The 17697-nt window shown below is 63.6% G+C and carries 8 protein-coding genes; 2 read left to right on the forward strand and 6 right to left on the reverse strand.

The genetic code is table 11. The features are described 5' to 3' along the window. Positions 1-296: 296 nt before the first annotated feature. Positions 297-1535: an amidohydrolase family protein gene (locus tag JSV08_09395; GenBank protein UCF80699.1), complete on the reverse strand. Its 1239-nt coding sequence runs from the start codon at positions 1533-1535 to the stop codon at positions 297-299. A gap of 217 nt (positions 1536-1752) precedes the next feature. Here JSV08_09395 and JSV08_09400 point away from each other — a divergent pair, with 217 nt between their 5' ends. Further along, positions 1753-5310, forward strand: a complete 3558-nt coding sequence (locus tag JSV08_09400) for a S8 family serine peptidase (GenBank protein ID UCF80700.1) — start codon at positions 1753-1755, stop codon at positions 5308-5310. A 122-nt stretch (positions 5311-5432) separates the two neighbouring features. Here the strand turns inward: JSV08_09400 and JSV08_09405 are convergent, their stop codons facing one another. From JSV08_09405 to JSV08_09425, 5 genes are all read right to left on the reverse strand, one after another. After that, positions 5433-6470: a cytochrome d ubiquinol oxidase subunit II gene (locus tag JSV08_09405; GenBank protein ID UCF80701.1), complete on the reverse strand. Its 1038-nt coding sequence runs from the start codon at positions 6468-6470 to the stop codon at positions 5433-5435. Continuing rightward, positions 6460-7806 (reverse strand): cytochrome ubiquinol oxidase subunit I, encoded by a 1347-nt coding sequence (locus JSV08_09410; protein ID UCF80702.1) that lies wholly within the window; start codon positions 7804-7806, stop codon positions 6460-6462. Before JSV08_09410 ends, JSV08_09405 begins: the two co-directional genes overlap by 11 nt. A 53-nt stretch (positions 7807-7859) precedes the next feature. Beyond that, positions 7860-8783, reverse strand: a complete 924-nt coding sequence (locus JSV08_09415; GenBank protein UCF80703.1) for a diguanylate cyclase — start codon at positions 8781-8783, stop codon at positions 7860-7862. Positions 8784-8954: 171 nt separating this feature from the next. Next, positions 8955-10085 (reverse strand): DegT/DnrJ/EryC1/StrS family aminotransferase, encoded by a 1131-nt coding sequence (locus JSV08_09420; GenBank protein UCF80704.1) that lies wholly within the window; start codon positions 10083-10085, stop codon positions 8955-8957. 18 nt (positions 10086-10103) lie between these two features. Continuing rightward, positions 10104-10712 (reverse strand): molybdenum cofactor guanylyltransferase, encoded by a 609-nt coding sequence (locus JSV08_09425; protein ID UCF80705.1) that lies wholly within the window; start codon positions 10710-10712, stop codon positions 10104-10106. Between the two features lie 355 nt (positions 10713-11067). Between JSV08_09425 and JSV08_09430 the strand changes: the two genes are divergently transcribed. Next, on the forward strand, positions 11068-17697 hold a 6630-nt coding region (locus JSV08_09430), incomplete at its 3' end, for a hypothetical protein (GenBank protein ID UCF80706.1).

Raw genomic sequence — 17697 nt, forward strand, 5'->3', positions numbered from 1 at the left:
GTTGCGCCTTTTGGTTCCGATTCGCTTGGCTCTAACACTTCAGGCTTCTTCTATTTTTTCACACTATACATGGGATTCTATCATTGATTCTCTGGCCTGTCAAATAAGGCCTTCTTCAGGAGAAAGCCTGCCCTTTGTTGCCTTCTATTATAGCACATCTGCCGCGAGACGCAAGGGGGAACCAAAGTGCGACTCTTGCCGCTTGCACGGACCGGGGGTCAGCTGCAGCGAGCCGCAAGCTACGGCTTCGGCGGCCTCGCGGGGTAGGAAATTTCGATTGCCACTACAACGCGCCCCTATGCGACACGCTCCGCCGTATGCTCGTGGCCGCGAAGCACGAGGTGCGCCTCCGCGTCCTGGACGGGCGTCCGGCAGTCTATCTTCATCACCGCCGGCCGGTTTCCCTCGGCGAAGCTGACGCGCTCTTCGGAAATACCCAGCGCGCGGGCGCCGTTCAAGGTGGCCATTTTCAAGATTTCGCGGTGAGGAATGGAAGGAAACCGCTCGCCGAGCAGGCGCATCTCCATGAAGAGCGACAGGTCGTCGTTCGAGGCGAGGCTGTCGGTGCCGAGCGCCATGGGGAGGCCGGCCTTCAGGAAAACCTCCACGGGTGGAAGTTTTCCGCCGACGTAGAGGTTGCTTCGAGGGCAGAGGCAGAGCGCCGCGCCGCGCTTGGCGAGAATTTCCACGTCCGCACGGCGCAAGGCGACCCCGTGCACCGCGAGCGTACGGTCGTGGACGAGGCCCCAAGCATCGAGCGTCGCCGTGGTGGTTTTCTCGGTGGGCGAGAAACCCGGCGGCCATGGCCAGACGCCCAGCCGCTCGAACCACGCGCGAAGCTCGCCAGAGCCGGATTCGTAGAGGAGATTCTCGTCCTCGCCCTCAGCGAGGTGGACGCTGAGCGGCGCGCCGCGCTCCTCCGACCAGCCCCGGAGAAGCTCGAACAGGCGCTTCGAGACCGTGTAGGGCGCATGCGGCGAAAGAACGACTCTGAGCCCATTCGGGGAGTCGAGGTTCTCTACGCGCGCCGCGGCCCCTTTAAAAACAGCCTCCGCGTCCCGCGCGTCGAGCCTTTCATGAATCTCGTAAAAAACGACGCCCTCCAACCCCGCTTCCCGGAGCGGCTCGACGGAGAGAAGCGCGTTGGAGACGTCGCCCACGAACGCGACGCCGGAGTCGCGGAGCTGCGCGAGCGCGCCGGGCAGTGCCGCCTTGGCGTCGTCCTCGGAAGACAGCACGCGCTTTTCCTGAAAGCGGCCAAGCCATGCCGCCAGCCCCCCCTGCCCTTCCCCCGCGCGGGGGGCGACGCCGAGCAGATGGGAAAACTCGAGGTGCGTGTGCGCGTTGACGAGCCCGGGGAAAAGGACGCTGCCTCCGTGCTCGACGGGAGGGAGATGGGAATATTTTCCCCGCACCTCGTCGGACGGGCCGAGCGCGGCCATGCGGCCCCCCTCGTCGAGAACGAGCGCCCCGTCACGAACGGGCGGCGAGACAATAGGAAGAATCCAGGCGGCGCGGTGGAGACGAAGCGTCATGGGAAGGCAGGGGCCATGATCTTCCGGGAGGGTACGCTTTTTTCCATCCCCCCATGGTAGGCGCGAAGGGGGAGGAAGGCAAAACGCCGATGCCTCGAGGGAGAAGCGCCTCAAGGTCCTGCATCCCCGGCAGAACCATCCCGAATCGCTCAGAATCGGCCAAAATGTGACGCTTGTCATAGCGCGATTCGCGCCTGTGGTGTATCATATTCTATAAATGAAGCGAATGAGCGGAACATTGACGGTAGCGCTTTTGGCCTTCCTAGGGGTGGCGGGAGGAGGAGTTTTCACGCAGCCTCCTCGGGCTACGATGAACTCGAGGGCGGAATTCCTCCTCTTGTGCTACGAACAGGGGAGCCTCTGGGACTGCGCTCCCGAGTGGGCGCAGGAAGGAGGCCTCCGTGCCGCCGTGCGTTTCCGGGAAATTCCCTCCGAGCATGCGCTCTACATGCTCGAAGGCGAGGGGATTCGATTTTCGCTTCTTAGGCATGGCGAAAGGCGCGGCGTGGAGGCTGCCACGTCGCGCCGCAGCCTTGCCGCGCGTGTCCCGTGGGAGAAGGTGCGCACCCTGGTGAACCATCCCCTCGTGGAGCGCATCGAAGCGTACTGGCGCCCCCTCCCCACGCTTGATTTAAGCAACCCGGAGGTGGACGCCTCGGACGGCGCGTGGCTCTACGACGACGACGGCGGCCTTCCGCTTCGCGGCGCGGGCACTGTCATCGCCGCCATCGACTTTGGCATCGACGTATACCATCCGGCGCTCTTCAAGGACACCGGCCCGACCTACGACTGGCTGGACAACGGAAACAGCATTTTCGACAGGGGCGTCGACTGCGTGGACCTTAATACCAACTTTCTCTGCGACGCCGACGAACTCCTCGATTTCGTGGACGGCGCGGGAGGGCCCTCGGGAACGATGTGCGTTTTCGAGGCAAACATCGACTGGCTCTTCAACGACGCCGATGCGGACGCCGTGCGCGACCAGGCAAACGACCTCGTGACCACCTTCGGCGAGCAGCTATTCATCGTGAACGACGCGAATGAAAACAACGCGCTCGACGTGGGCGAGACGCTTCAGGCACTGGGCGAATCTAAGATTCTCAGGACGCGCAACGGCACCGGCATCGTGCGCGTGCGCGGCGTGGACCTCACGGACACGGACGCCGACACCTCAGGGCACGGCACGGCGGTCGCGGGAATCGCCGTCGGCCAGGCGCCGGGGCGGCTCCTTGCGGGCATCGCGCCGGATGCGGAATATCTCCTCGGCGATGTCGACGGCGGCGTGCTCGCGGCCGCGGAATGGGCGGAACTTGAAGGCGCCGACGTCGTCCTGCACGAGTTCGGCGAATGGCTTTATGAATTCCTGGACGGAAGCAGCATCTACGAGGAGCAAATGGACGCGCAGTCGGCAGGCGGGATTACGCAGGTCACAGGGGCGGGCAATCTCGCAAACGGCAACAAGCACTCCCAGTTTACCGTGGCGGGAGGAGGGTCGGTGACGAACACATTCACGGTTCCGGCGGGGCAAATAGAAATCTATGCCTCGTATCTCTGGCGCACGCCGTCCAACAACCTCCGCATGCGCATCACGCCCCCCGCTACGCCCCAGAGCGGTGATTTGCCCATGAATCCGGCGTGGACGGAAACGATCGTGGGCGTCTATAACGTATCGACGTTCAAAGAAACGTCTCCCCGGGGCACGGTGAAGGTGGACTTCTGGATTCACGACGGGGGGAATCCCGTCACAGGCTCGTGGGCGCTGGAAATCTTCAACGACGCCGTGAGTGACGAGCTCGTGGACGGCTACATTGACGACAACACGCGCTCGTGGAGCGGCGGAACGGTTTTCACGAACTTCGTCACGTCCGCGCGCACCGTCACTTGGCCCGCCACGGCCGACAGCGCCGTCACGGTGGCCTCCTACAGCACGCGCGGCGCCTTGGGGGTGCTGAGCAGCTTCAGCGGACGCGGCACCCGCGTCGACGGCGTCTCCATCCTGGACGTGGCCGCCCCGGGCGATAACGACATCTACACGGCGCGCTCAGAAGACCAAACCTCCCCTTGCTTTACCCCTTGCCTTGTTACTTGCGAGTCGCCTTGCCTGGCTATTCCTTGTCCTATATGGGGCCGCCATAAATTCTTCACCGGGACGTCGGCCTCCGCGCCGCACGCGGCCGCCGCGGCCGCCATCCTCAAGCAGTACATCCCGGCGCTTCCCCCCCCGCAGGTTCGCACCGCCATCCAGGACGGCGCCCTGGAAGACGCCAACACGGGCGCCACGCCGAACGACGACTGGGGCTACGGAAAACTGCGCATCCTGCAGGCCCTCAAGGAGGCCGACCGAACGCCTCCTGCGTGGGACACGACCGTGGGAGCGCAGACCGTCGTCACTTCCTGCGGCAGCGCCACCGTCTCGTGGAACCCCGCGACGGACCTCTATAAAAACCCTGTGCGATACCACGTCTACCGGGACGCCGTCTCCGGCTTTACGCCCAGCCTGGCCAACCGCATCGCCACGACCACTCTCACTTCTTATACGGACAGCGTTGCAGCCGGAACCTATTACTACATCGTGCGCGCAGAGGACTCGGCCATTGAGCCGAACGAGGACACGAACACCGTCGAGGTTTCTGCCGTGGTGCCGACCACTGTAGTGGCCTACGATACGTCCTTCGACCCAGTAACTACGCTCGCCGAGGATTGCGGTGACGGCGACGCCGTGGTGGAGCCTGGAGAGGGATGGTCGGCCACAGTACAACTCGAAAACACCTCCGTCTGCAACGCGACGAACGTCCTGGCAGACCTCACGGTTAATGCGGGATCCGCGGTGGCCGCGACGGTCTGCAACAACCCCGGTGACTACGGCAGCATCCCCGCGGGCGGGACGGCAACGTTCACGTATTCCTTCCTCGTGGACGCGGGTGCTGTGTGCGTGAACGACCTCACCTTCGACGTAACGGGCATTGTCTCGGATGAGGGAGCGTATCCCGGCGAGATTCCCGCGTTCTCGCTCCAGGTGGGCACGATCAATCCCGGCCCTACGGAAACCAGCTTCCAGGTGGCGGACCCGTTGGGAGCTCTGGACAGCACGGAGTTCTCTGATTTCGCACCTGCATTCACGATTCCAAGCCCTGCGAAGTCCGCTACGCTTTCCTACACGCTGTCGGGGGCAACCGACTTGGTGAACTGTGTCGAGGTGGCACTTGTGGACCCGTCTGCGACCGCGACGGTCGTGAAGCCGCTCGGGGTGGCGGACGAGAACCCCTATGACGTGACCGGGCTCTACACGAAGGCGGGCACGTACCAGCTTCGCCTGATGGAGGAAGGGGGGGGCTGCGGCGGCGGCGGTAAGGCGAAAGTCGCGGCAGGCACCCTGAGCGTAACGGCAGGCGTTGTGGAGTGCGACGCGAGCGCGTGCGTCTGTCCGTTTCCTCCGCCTCCGGAGCCTTCTCCCGTAGGCTCCGCCGATCCCCTGCTTGTTCCGACGACAGCGGCGGACCAGATTATTGTCGAGGACGTAGAGAACGAAACAGGCTACGTCGTCTACGAGGGCGCCATCGGCACATGGTACGGGACGCCTTCGCAGACATGCCTGGATACATGGAACGACGTTGGCTCGACGGTGGAGCTTGGCTATTCTATAGTAGGGGCGGGCGACCGATGGGTGGTGGTTTCGGCGGCGAACGCTTTCAGCGAATCAAGCTGCGGCACCGACAACGCGGGCGCGGAACGAAACGCCCAGCCCGGCTGGCCCGCCACGGGGCCGTGTCCGTAAAGCCGGCCGTTGACAGTTAGCCCCTAATCCCGACCCCTGGCGTGTCCACCAGGACAAGCCTTGGCTGCCGCCCACTCTGGATCTGCTGACAGGCAAGCCCGAGAACCGGCTGGTCGAGGAAATCAATCGTCTTTCCCGTTGCCATACGTAGCGGCCCCCGCCGCACGCTTCCACTTGAAAAGGTAGAAGAGGTACACAAGCGACGGGACCATGATGAGGGAGCCGGCTACGATGCCCCAGAGCACCGCTTCGAGCACGGCGTCGGGCCCGCGCGCCGTTTCGACGGTAATAACCGGGGGTATGAGCGCGGGATACTGGGCGGCGCTCCATCCCCATACCACGGCGGCGACGGTTGCCGCAGCGCCGAAAACCGCGGCCGTAAAACGCCGCCGCCACAACGCCCAGATGGTGAATAAGGCGACCAGGACGGATATTCCCACGAACGGCAGGGCCCGGCCCGCCAATCCCTTCCAGAGCAGGGGCGCGCTGCCCGCCGCTACGGCCAGTCCCGCCATCGCCAGGGCGCCCATCCCCCCGCCGGCGGCAAGCGCGCGACGCCGCCAGGCATTGACAAGGACGGGATCGCCCTCCATGGCAGCCTCGCGAGTCAGGTAGACGGCCGCGAGGTACGCGCAGATTCCCACCGAGAAGAAAGCGCTGAAAATCGACAGGGGAGAGAGCCATCCGCTCAAATAATCGCCCGCGTAGCCGCCGCGCGCCGTCACGGCCAGCTCTCCGGAGGCGACGGCGCCGGCGGCGGCTCCGAGGAAAAACGGAGCCGCCGTGGAAGCGAGCGCGAACACTCTCGCCCAGACCGCCCGCTGCCGCGCCATGCCCGTCACGGAGTTGTGAAAGACGAAGCCCGCGCCCCGCAACATTATTCCAACCACCGCTAACAGCAGAGGAATCCAGAGCGCGCGGCACAACGCTGCGAACGCGGGTGGAAACGCCGAAAACAGTCCTATCAGCACGAAAATCAACCATACGTGGTTGGCTTCCCACACGGGGCCCATCGCCTGATGCATGAACGCCCGCTCCCTTTCGGAAGCTCGCAAGGTCGGGTTGAGCTCCCACACTCCCACGCCGAAGTCCGCCCCGCCCAGAACGGCGTACAGCGTGAGGCCCGCCACAATCGCGCAGGCAATTGCGTCAGGCAGCATGGTCTGCCTCCGGAAGCGGCTTCCGCGCCAGAAACCTAAGCGACGCCACGAGGCCCACGGTCAGCACTACGTACACGACTCCCAAAGGGGCGAGAACCCATGGAATCCCGGGCGCGTCCGTGACCGCCTCCGCCGTGCGCATGACTCCCTGCACGATCCACGGTTGGCGCCCGACCTCCGTGACGACCCAGCCGCACTCCAGGGCGACGACGGCGAGGGGGCCGGACACCGCCGTCAGCCACAGAAACGTCCTGCCTCCCGGGAAGCGGCGGCGCCACAGCGCCCATCCCGCCCATCCGCCCAGCAGCGTGAGGCCCGCGCCGATGGCGACCATCACTTGGAAGGACAGGTGAACGATTGCGACGGGTGGCCTGTCCTCCGGAGGAAAATCGTCCAGCCCCCGTATGACGGCGTCGGCGTCTCCGTGGACCAGCCACGAAAGCATCTTCGGAATCTCGATCGCCCAACGCGTCTCCATCGCCTGCTCGTCGGGGAATCCGCCGATGCGCAAGGGGGCGCCGGCCTGGGTGCGGAACTGGCCCTCCATCGCGGCCAGCTTCGCGGGCTGCGTCCGGCCGACCATTCTCGAAGACGCGTCTCCGACCACGAGCTGCAAGGGAGCGCAAAGAGCTCCCAGCGCGAGCGCAAGAGACAGAGCCCGCCGATGGTGGAGACGGTTCTTTCCCCGCAGCATTGCCACGGCATAGACGGATGCGACCAGAAACCCGGTGACAAAATAAGCGGCAAGCATCATGTGCGCGGTCTGCGTCGCGGTGGCCGGGTTCAACATGACCGCCACGGGATCGGCGTCGGTCACCACGCCGTTCGCCATCTCGAAGCCCCTCGGGGTGTTCATCCATGCGTTAGCCGTCACGACAAGCCACGCCGAGGCCAGCCCCGCCACGGCGACGGGGAACCCCGACAGCCAGTGCAAGCGAGGCGGCAAGTGGTCCCACGTGTAAAGATAGATGCCCAGGAAGATTGCCTCCAGGAAAAACGCAAAAGCCTCCAGCGTGAAAGGCAGGCCTATGACGGCCCCGAACGTGCCCATGAACTCCGGCCAGAGCAGGCCCAGCTCGAACGACAGGATGGTTCCGGACACCGCCCCGACGGCAAAGAGGACGGTGAACGCTTTCGACCAGCGGCGGGCGAGCGTTTTCCAGCCCATATCGGCAGTGCGCAGAAAACGCCACTCGGCGAAGAGCATCATAACGGGAAGCCCGACGCCCAGACAGGCCAGGATAATGTGGTAGCCCAGCGTGAGGGCCATCAGAACCCGGGCGACCAACAGCCCGCCAGGCACGCCGCCTGCGACCGCGTGTTCTATGCCAGTCATCTTAAATTATCGGTTATGATGCAAGCCGGGCGCAAGAACAGCAAAGAAGCCATTCAGGCGCTGTTCAGGACCTGCACGGCATTGCGCCCCTGCTCCTTCGCCCGATAGAGCGCGGCGTCGGCCTGCCGGACGACGTCGTCCGGCGATTGGAGCGAAGGATGGGGGTAGGCGACGACGCCGGCGCTGAGGGTGATCCGGGCGAAGGCGTCCCCCCATCGGAACGGGTGCTGCTCCACGAGGCCGCGGACGCGGTCGGCGAGCGAGGCCGCCCCCTGCAGGTCCGTTCCCGGGAGAAGGATAACAAACTCCTCGCCGCCGTAGCGGCCCACGATGTCGGTGCCGCGCAGCTGCTGAGACAGGATTTGCACCAACTCGCGCAGGACGAAATCGCCCATCTGGTGTCCGAAGTTGTCGTTGACGCCCTTAAAGTGGTCCACGTCAATCAGAATCACGGCGAAGGACTCTCCGTACCGCTCCGCGCGCTGGAATTCCTTCTCGAGGGCATCCATCAGGTAGCGGCGGTTGTAGATGGAAGTGAGGCCGTCGGTGACCGCGAGTTTTTCCAGAAGGGCGTTGGCTTGGCGCAGCTCGTCCTGGAGCGACTTGATTTGCAGATGCACCTTGACGCGCGCGGTGAGCTCGCTGTCGTCGAAGGGCTTCGTGATGTAGTCCACGGCGCCACGCTCAAGCGCCTTGACCTTGTTTTCCACGTCCCCGCTCGCCGTGAGCATGAGGACGGGAATGGCGCTCAGCTCATGGCGGCTGGAGCGCATTTCGAGAAACTTGAAGCCGTCGAGCTGGGGCATGGTGATGTCGCAGATGACCAGGTCCGGGCGGTGGCTGACCAGCAGCTTGAAGCCCTTGAGTCCATCCGTCGCTTCGATAACCTCCTGCGCCAACTGGTCTTTGAGCAGAACATTGCGAATCTGCTCACGCACCGCCTTGGTATCTTCGACGACCAGTATTCTTGCGCTCATGGTAACCTGCTTCCCCCCGCTCGGGCCCCCTCCCCTTCTCGCCCCTTTCTATTACAGTGTATGACGCGAGGGTGCGCCTGGCAAGCAGTTTCACAATATTTTATCCGAAATATCGGACGAAAGTCACGTCCCGTTTCTCCTCCGGCGAAGGAAAAGAAGCAAAAAAGCATCTCACTTCCTCCCATAGAACGTCCGCAGGCAGCGAATCACGTAGTCCTGCTTGCGGCGTGAAAGCCCGGGATAGACGGGAAGCGCAAGCACCTCGCGCGAGGCCCGCTCGCTTTCGGGAAATTTTTCCCGCCCGCGCCCGGCCTCTTGGTAGCAGGGCTGGTGGGGAAGCGGCACGGGATAGTAGACCTGGGTATCGACGCCCTTTCGGGCGAGGTGCTCGCGCAGCGCGTTGCGGCGCTTGGCGCGGACGGTGTACTGGTGGTAGGTATGGGTGTTGGACTGCGCGCACACGGGCGTTTCGATCTCGGAAACATCCGCGAGACGGGCGTCGTATCGGCGGGCGAGCGCCCGGCGGGCGCGGTTCCATTTCTCAAGATGACGCGCCTTGACCAAAAGCACCGCCGCCTGCAAGGCGTCGAGGCGGCTGTTCAGGCCGACGAAGCGGTGGCGGTAGAGCGCGACCTGGCCGTGGTCCCGCATCTCGCGCAGGTGTTTCGCCAGGCGCGCACTGTCGGTCGTCACGGCGCCTCCGTCGCCCGCGCCGCCCAGGTTTTTCGTGGGATAGAACGAAAAGCAGCCCGCATCGCCCAAGGAGCCCGCCGGGCGTCCCCGATGGCGAGCGCCGACGGCCTGCGCCGCGTCTTCGACGACCGCCCAGCGGAAGCGTTGCGCCACCTCGAGGACGGGGCGCATATCCGCGCACTGGCCGAAGAGGTGCACCGGAATGACAGCCTTCACGCGCACCAGCTCTTCCGGCGCCATCGAGGCGACCGCTCTCAAGAGCTGGACACCGTCGAGATTAAAGGTGCGCGGGCCTATGTCCACGAACACGGGCTCGGCACCGAGGCGGGACACCGCTCCCGCGGTGGCGAAAAAGCTGAACGCGGGCACGAGGACGCGGTCGCCCGCTCCGACACCCGCCGAAGCGAGCGCCATATATAGCGCGTCGCTTCCGGACGCCACCCCCACGGCGTGGCGCGTTCCCGCAAGGCGCGCCATCCGGCGCTCGAAGGTCTCGACGGTTTTCCCCAGGACAAAGCGCTGCGACTCGAAAACGCGGCGGACGGCGCGCTCCACGTCGGGGCGAATTTGGCGGTACTGGGCCTTGAGGTCAAGAAATGGAACGTGCATCGGCAATGTCCAAGTAGCTCATTTGCGCCCTGCCCTCGCCTCCGCTTCGCGGAGCGCTTGCGGCGTATTCACGTTCAGAAAGGAGTCCGCAAAGCGCGAAAAATCCGCCGCGTCGTCGTGCAGGTAGCGCGTTGAAATTTTTTCCAGGAACTTGCACACCCCGCCATGCCGCCCCACTTGCGCGAACGCCTCCATCCGGGGGGCGGCGCACTTCGCGTAGATGCCGTGGAGGGGCTGCACCCTGCCCTGGACGACGGGAACAAGCGCCTCCTCGCCGCGGTATTCGCCCCGCATGAAGCGAAGGAATTCCTCCTGGAGAAACGGCGTGTCGCATCCGGAGGCGAAGGCGCACGGCGCGTCCAGATGAAGGAGGCCGGCGTGAAGGCCCGCGATAGGGCCGGCGTTCGCGAGCCGGTCCGGCACGACGGGAACGCCGAGAAAAGAAAAATGCTCTTTCCGGCTCGCGGCGATAATCACCGTGTCGAACACCTTCTTTAACGCGTCAAACACCCATTGGACGAGCGGCTTCCCTCCGAGAGGGATGAGCGCCTTGTCGTCTCCCAGGCGCTCGCTTCGCCCGCCCGCCACCAAAATGGCTGCAGCCCGTTCATCACTCCGAATGGCCATAGCTAAGGAATGTTACCCCAAGGGCGCCGGCCAAAGCAAAAGAATTCCAATCACAGCACACAGCCTGTGACATCCGATGGGGATTGGGCTTTCCGGCTTTGCCGATCCTGAAACAAAAAATATCCTTATTTTAAAACAAGTTATGTGTAGTCGCCTCATCTTGTTTCTCCCGTACGTTCCGGCACTGGCCTCTGCCTCATGCCCACACCCGACTCCAACCGGATTTTCAGATAGTTTGCGTATTGATTTTTGAAAAAATTTCGCTTATACTGACTTGTCTTTTCTGACAGGGGAATCCCCCGCTCGGGGAAGAACGCAAACAACGGTAACACATTCTTTGAGAGAGGAGAATCGTATGCGTTTTGCAAAACGTTTGATGGTAGGCGTTTGTTTACTCACTGTTGCAACAGGGGCTGCGCTCGCCGTTCCAACGATATCCGTCAATCCCACGTCCATAGCCCGCGACTATACGGGCACGGTGCAGGTGGACATCGGGGCGCTTCAGGGCGGATCTCCAGAGGCCGTGCTGCGCCTATACGTCGACATCGACGCCGACGGCGTGATCGACGTCGAGGATTACGTGATCTGGACGGATAGCATCGACGACAATTTTTCTGAATGGAGTCCGAACATGTTCTCGGATGTCGACCCCGTGGCGGGACAGATTACGGTGAACGTGCGGCGATTCACTTCCTATGATAACTACACGTATACCGTGGGGAGCTATATCTGGGAGGCTGAAGACGTGTTCGACAACTCGACCGCGATTGAAACCTTCGCGGTGACGCAGGCCGTGGACGCGCAGAGCGTGAGCGGCACGATCATCGACTCCGTAAGCAAGTCCCCCATCGGCGGCGCCTGCGTCTACCTCCTCCCGGTGGACATGGCGTGCCAGGGAGTGAGAGGTTCCGTGCTGACGGACGTGGCCGGCAATTTCACGATCTACGTCCCGGCCGCGATGACGTGCAGCCACCATATCCTGCTCGGAGCAAGGCCCGGGTACATGGGCAGCTTCATAAACCAGCCCTATTTCGTCTTTACGGGAGCGGACAACTTCGCCGGACAGGGCTTCGAGATGATGCCGGGCGTTTATTCCATCACGGGCCAGCTCGTCTACGAAACCGGCCCGGACGTCGGGGCAGGCATTCCAGGCGTTGCGATGTGGGCCGATGCAGACACCGCCGCAGGACCCGTGTTCGCGATGGCCTTCACGGACGAGAACGGCGACTATGCGTTCATGGCGGCTGACGGCGACTGGTCCATCGGCGAGGACGGGGACGACGGCCTCGCCATCCAGGGCGCCGTCTCCCGCGAGGACAACTGGGTTAACGTCACGGTGAGCGGCGGGCCGGCCGTGGCGCCGCTCAGCCAATCCCCGGCCGCGAACGCATTCATCAACGGCACAGTTTACGACGAGACGCTCACCCCTGTGCCGGGGCAGTTCGGACTGTCGGCGTACCGTTTCTGGCCCTGCGATCCGGACTGCTACCAGACCTCCATTCACTCACGCCCGGACGGCACCTTCACGCTCGGCGTGGTAGGTCCGACCTCTCCGGCGACGTACGATTACTCAACGAGCATCGAGGTAGTCCATCTGCCAGGGCTGGTCACAAAGAGTCCCGACCAAGTTACGCTGAGCGACGGAGACGTGAAAGCGGGACAGGACATTTTCTACTTGACACCGACTTCCTTTATCAAGGGGCAGGTCACGGACATGTCGGGAGCCGGCATCGAGGATATCTGCGTAAGAGGGAGTTATTGGGATGTAACCAGCCGTTATGAGTCCCAGGCCACCACGGACTGCAACGGCGATTACTCGCTCCCGGTCATTGACGGCACCTGGGACGTTCGTTTCGGAGGGGATGACGAGGGAACGCTCGGTTATTACCGAAACCTGGACGAGACGCGCGCCCAGCGCAACGTGACGGTTTCCGGTGCGGACGTGGGCGGCGTGAATTTCATCATCGGCCGCTGGCTTGAGAGCCCGACGCTCACGTTCATCGAGCAGCCGAGCGGCCCGGCGGGCGCGCACGTGAAGCTCGACGGCTTCGGCTTTTCCTTCGGCAGCATGCCGACCGTATACTTCGACGCCACCCCGGCGACCGTCCTCGCCTACCGCCCCGACCTCGGTGGCATCATCGTCGAGGTGCCGGCCCTCGCGGACGGGGTATATGACGTCACGGTCTACAACCCCGACCTCGACAAAACGAGCAACGCGCTCTGCTACACTGTCGCGGGAACGTTCACGCCCGCATGCACCCTGAGCGGGACGGCTTCCGACCCGTCTCTCAGCCCGCTGCAGGACGCGCTGGTCATCATCTTTGAAGACTTTGACGACATTTTCCTCCGCGCCGCCGTTACGGCTGCGAACGGCACGTGGTCCGCGGACCTCGAAGCACCCGGCAACTACGACGTGGTTTACATCCCGCCCGAGGGCCAGCCGTGGCTGTGGATGCTTTATGACTCCGTCGCCTGCACAGGTGTCCAAAACCACACCTTCGCCACGGGCTGGCAGGTCACGGGGCAGGTGGTCTCGGACAATTTCGACGACATCTCGAACGTCGAAGTGGATGCTTACGACGACGGGACCGGCTATTTCACCGCCACCGTGACCGACGACGACGGCTATTTCTCGCTTTACGTGCCGACGGGAACATTCGATTTCGAATTTTTCGCTCCGACCGGCAGCCGATTCGTCAACAACTCCGACCAACTCGGCGTGCCCATTTCTTCCGATACGGACCTGGGGCAGATTACCATGGACAGCGGCTTTTACTTCAGCGGCCGCGCCCGGGACAAGAGCGGCGCGGGCCTGTACGCCTCCGTGGACGCGTTCCAGAACACCAACCCCTGGTGCACCGACGGGACTGACAACGATTTCGACAGCCTCATTGACGAAGCCGACGAGTGCAGCTTCAGTATGTTCTCCGGCACGACGGACACCGACCCGTGCACGGGGCGGTTCGACATCGCGCTTCCCTCGGGGGCGCACCGGCTCGACATCTACCCCGACTTCCTCGCTGTCACCGGCCCGACGCAGGTCAGGCACGTTAACCTCGCAGGCGACACGCTCTCGGAGTTCGATTTCACGGTATTCGACGAAAACGCCCTTCAGTACACGGGCCCTGAGCCGCGCATCCTGGAGATGGGAGACGAAGGCCCCTATGCCCAGGAAGGGCAGCCCGTTTCCATCTTCGCCGAAAACATTAACGGTGCTGTGGTCGACGCGCTGTTTACGAAAAGCGGCGGCGGCACCGTGGCGGGCGTTGACACCCGGTTCGATCCCGCACGTGGGTTCGTGGCGACCAGGGTTCCTCCCGGGGTCGCGGCGGGCACAAACGACATGGTTGTCCAGGTGGACGGCGTGGACAGCGAGCCTTTCCCTTTCACGCTCCTGCCGGGCTTATTCAACCAGGGAACGCTAACCGTGAGCGGCACGGTGGACGACGGAACGAATCCCGTCGCGAACGTTGTAGTGCTCCTCTTTTGGATAGATCCGGCGGACCCCGACTGCGAAGATGAAGGAATTCTTCAAGACTACGCAGTCACCGACGGCTCCGGCAACTACTCCGTGACCCACCCCGGAGGAGACCTTCATCTCGTGTTCTGGGCGCCTACGGCAACCACCCTTGCATCGAGCGCCGACGAACTCTTGGGCGTCGGTACTAACACGACGCTCAATAAAACGCTGAACACCGGCTTCACCGTCCACATCCGGGCCGTGGACGATGACGTGCCGCCCAACCCAGTGCCCAATGCCGCATTCGACGCCGAAAACGACGTTTTCGACCAACGCCTCACGGACGCGAACGGTGACGCCACGCTCTATCTCGAAGCGGGTGATTATGACTTCGAATTAATGGGACCATGCGGCAGCCGCCTGGTGACCGTTATGGGCGACGAAACCTACCAGACCATCTCCGGCCCCTTCGACTTCGGCGACACGCAGATGCAGCGCGGCGCTTTCCTTGGCGGGCGTGCCGCGGAGCAGGACGGCACGGCCGTGCCGGGGGCGTGGGTGGATTCCTGGGCAGGGACGGCTCCCTATGAAAACTATTTCGACACCATGTCCCGCCAGAACGGCCTCTACCACGGCCCCGTTCCGTTCAGCTCCCCGTATCAACTGTGGATTGAAGGCCCCACCGACAATTTGGCGAACTTTCAAGGCCGGGATATCACCATTGGCGGGAACGACCTCATTCGCTATCCGTCGGACGTTCTCTTGCCGGCGGGATTCGTCGAGGGCTTCGTGCGGGATGCCGTGACGACGAATCCCATTGCGGACATCGGCATTCACAATCACGAGAACGTCGGCGGTACACCGGGCTCCGGCAGCGGCTGGACACAAAGCTGTCCGGACGGTTTCTATAGCATCAAACTGCCCGTAGGAGACCACTTCATCCACGCAAACGCCGGAATGCCCAACAATCCATCCTACCTTGAGGAATGGTACCAGGACACATTCTGCGGCGATAGCGCCACGTCCATCACGGTGAACGAGGGGGCAACCACGACGGCGGACATCGATCTCGACCCCTCGGGCAGCATCTCCGGCAACGTCGTCGGAGACGGCCTGCCGCTCCCGGGCGTCCAGGTTTGCGCCTCCGGCAGCGCCCTCGGCACCTGCGACGTCTGCACCTGGACGGACGCATTCGGCGATTACACGCTCGCGCTCCCCACGGCGGCGGACTACCGCGTCGAGGCGAACTCGTTCTACGGAAACCAGTGCTACGACGGCAACGACGGCTGCGGAACGTTCGACCCCGTATCCGTGACGGTGGGATTTGATACGCCGAACATCGACTTCGTCTTCGGCTGCATCTCGCCCACCGAGCAAGCCTTCGACGACATGGAAACGGGCGCCCCCGGCTGGACGGCGGACGGCCTATGGCACCTCGTTTCCGAGCCTACGTGCACGCCTTCGGCCAAATCAGGCTCGTGGAGCTGGTATTACGGCCAGGATTTCTCCTGCGACTACGACACGGGAATAACGAACACGGGATTCCTTACGATGCCGATGTTGACGAGCGTTCCCGACGGGGCGACGCTCACGTTCTGGCAGCGGCGCAATACGGACGGAGGCTGCAGCACTACGGACATTACCACGGTCGAAATCTCCGTAAACGGCGCCCCCTTCGTGCAGGTCTGGGAACCGTGCTTCCAGACGAACGACCAGTGGTGGTTCGTAAGCCTTGACCTCACGCCCAACTATACGCCCGGCGACGATATCCAAATCGGCTTTCGCTTCGATACCGTGGATCCCGTCAACAATAACTCTCTCGGCTGGCTCATTGACGACGTGCGCATTTTCACGTGCCCGCCGCCCTGCACGCCGCTTTCGGACCCCCTCCAGGTGGACGTCGAGGGGCAGGCCTGCGGCGGACCCATAACCGTTACCACTAACACCCCCACGCTCGCGTGGAGCAACGTAGCGGACGAAAACGGCTACGAGTGGGAGGTCTACGATGCGCCTGGCTGCACGGGCTCGCTGGTGGCGAGCGGTTCGACTCTGGCGGATACGACCACCGCCATTACGACCCCGCTCGCAGGCGGCGCCTATTCCTGGCGCGTGCGGGCTACGGGAGACGGCGCCACCTTCTGCAACAGCAACTGGGTCTGCGGCTGCGAGTTCACGGTCTGCCCTGTGCTTTCGGACCCCGTCCAGGTGGACGTCGAGGGGCAGCCCTGCGGCGGGCCCATAACCGCCGCCACTAACACCCCCACGCTCGCGTGGAGCAACGTAGCAAATGAAAACGGTTACGAGTGGGAGGTCTACGATGCACCGGGCTGCGCTGGAGGTCTCGTGGCAAGCGGCGCTGAGCTCGCGGACACCACGACGGCTGTGACGTCGCCTCTTGCCAGCGGCACCTATTCGTGGCGCGTGCGGGCCACGGGGGACGGCGTCGCCTTTTGCGACAGCAACTGGGTCTGCGGCTGCGAGTTCACGGTCTGCCCGGCTCTTCCGGACCCCCTCCAGGTGGACGTCGAGGGTCAGGCCTGCGGCGGGCCCATAACCGTCGCCACGGACATCCCCACGCTCGCGTGGAGCGACGTAACGAACGAAAACGGCTACGAGTGGGAGGTCTACGATGCGGCAGCCTGCACGGGCTCGCTTGTGGCGAACGGCTCAACCCTGGCGGACACGACCACCGCCATTACGACCCCGCTCGCCAACGGCTTCTATTCCTGGCGCGTGCGGGCCACGGGAGACGGCTTCACCTTCTGCGACAGCAACTGGGTCTGCGGCTGCTATTTTACGGTGGACGTTCCCTGCCCCGTGACGGTTTCGCCCGAGGCCTCGCCCAATCCCGCCTGCCTGGGCAACATTCAGACGTTCACGTCGAATGCCGGTGGCGGCACACCGCCCTACCAGGTTGAATGGGACTTCGACGGCGACGGCTTCACGGATAAGTTCGGCGATCCGGTCGACTATCTCTACCAGTATCCCGGCTTTTACGACGCCGCCGTTCGCGTGACGGACCAGAACGGCTCGGGCTGCACGACGGACTGGGTCGCCCTGAGCCCCAACGTGAATGTGGGCCACAACTCCTCGCCAGACGTGACGCCCAACCCGGCGGACTGCGGTCAGGTGCAGACGTTCTCCGTGGTCGTCTCGGCCGGTGTTCCTCCCTACCAGGTGGAGTGGGATTTCAACAACGACGGCTTCGCCGAGATGGTAGGCAACCCCGTGATGTACACCTATCCCACGGACGGAGTCCACTACCTGCAATTCCGCGTGACCGACAGCAACACCCCTAGCTGCACTGCCTATGGCTGGGAGACGTTCGGCCCCGTCTACGTGGGACCGATGCCATCGCCCACGGTCACGCCCAACCCGGCGGACTGCGGCGAGCAACAGACCTTCACGTCGAACGCCACGGGCGGCGTCCTGCCCTACTTCGTCCAGTGGGACTTCGACGGTGACGGCACAGCGGATACCAACGGCGATCCCGTCATGTACACCTATCCTGCGCCCGGGATTTAC

The organism is Acidobacteriota bacterium, from assembly GCA_020349885.1.
GTDB lineage: Bacteria > Acidobacteriota.

Coding starts and splice junctions, on each gene's coding strand:
- JSV08_09425 (UCF80705.1), bottom strand. CDS start 10,712: ATGGCCATTCGGAGTGATGAACGGGCTGCAGCCATTTTGGTGGCGGGC.
- JSV08_09400 (UCF80700.1), top strand. CDS start 1,753: ATGAAGCGAATGAGCGGAACATTGACGGTAGCGCTTTTGGCCTTCCTA.
- JSV08_09420 (UCF80704.1), bottom strand. CDS start 10,085: ATGCACGTTCCATTTCTTGACCTCAAGGCCCAGTACCGCCAAATTCGC.
- JSV08_09410 (UCF80702.1), bottom strand. CDS start 7,806: ATGACTGGCATAGAACACGCGGTCGCAGGCGGCGTGCCTGGCGGGCTG.
- JSV08_09405 (UCF80701.1), bottom strand. CDS start 6,470: ATGCTGCCTGACGCAATTGCCTGCGCGATTGTGGCGGGCCTCACGCTG.
- JSV08_09395 (UCF80699.1), bottom strand. CDS start 1,535: ATGACGCTTCGTCTCCACCGCGCCGCCTGGATTCTTCCTATTGTCTCG.
- JSV08_09415 (UCF80703.1), bottom strand. CDS start 8,783: ATGAGCGCAAGAATACTGGTCGTCGAAGATACCAAGGCGGTGCGTGAG.